Raw genomic sequence first — 723 nt, forward strand, 5'->3', positions numbered from 1 at the left:
GTACAAGAATCTCTCATACGACCCGGTCAAGGATTTCGAGCCGGTCTGCCTGATCGCCTACGTGCCCAATGTGCTGATGGTCGACGCCAAGCTGCCGATCTACAACGTGAAGGAGCTGATCGCCTATGCGAAGAGCCATCCGGGCCTGAGCTTCGCGTCGTCGGGCGCGGGCACGTCGACGCATCTGGCAGGTGAGCTGTTCGCCGACATGATCAAGGTGCCGATGACCCACGTGCCCTACAAGGGCAGCCCGCAGGCAATCCAGGACGTGGCCGCCGGCCTCGTTCCTTTTCTGTTCGACCAGCTGACCGCGGGCGACGCCATGATCAAGGCTGGCAAGCTGCGCGCGCTGGCCGTGACCTCGCCCAAGCGCTCCGCGCTGGCGCCCAACGTGCCGACCATTGCCGAGGCCGGCGTGCCGGGCTTCGAGATGGTGTCGTGGCAGGCCCTATACGCGCCGCACGGCACGCCGAAGGAGGTAGTGCAGCGGCTGAACGCCGAAGTGGTGCGCGCGCTGAAGCAACCCGCCGTGCAGCAGCGGATGACGCAGCAACTGGGCATGGAAGTGGTGGGCAGCAGCCCCGCCGAACTCGCGGCGTTCATGGGCAAGGAAATCCCGCGCTGGGCCGAGCTGGTGAGGAAGTCAGGGGCGACGGCGAATTAATGGCGCGTCCGGCGTTGCCACGGTTTGCTCCCCTCTCCCGCCGTGCGGGAGAGGGGAAC

Annotated in this window: 1 protein-coding gene; it reads left to right on the top strand. The window is 66.3% G+C overall.

All coding sequences use genetic code 11. From position 1 onward, the window contains the following. The coding region (locus tag AC1DS3_RS39245) for a Bug family tripartite tricarboxylate transporter substrate binding protein (protein WP_477129446.1) at positions 1–664 on the top strand (664 nt) is incomplete at its 5' end. Between the last annotated feature and the right edge of the window lie 59 nt (positions 665–723).

The organism is Cupriavidus sp. 01L46 (assembly GCF_056399905.1).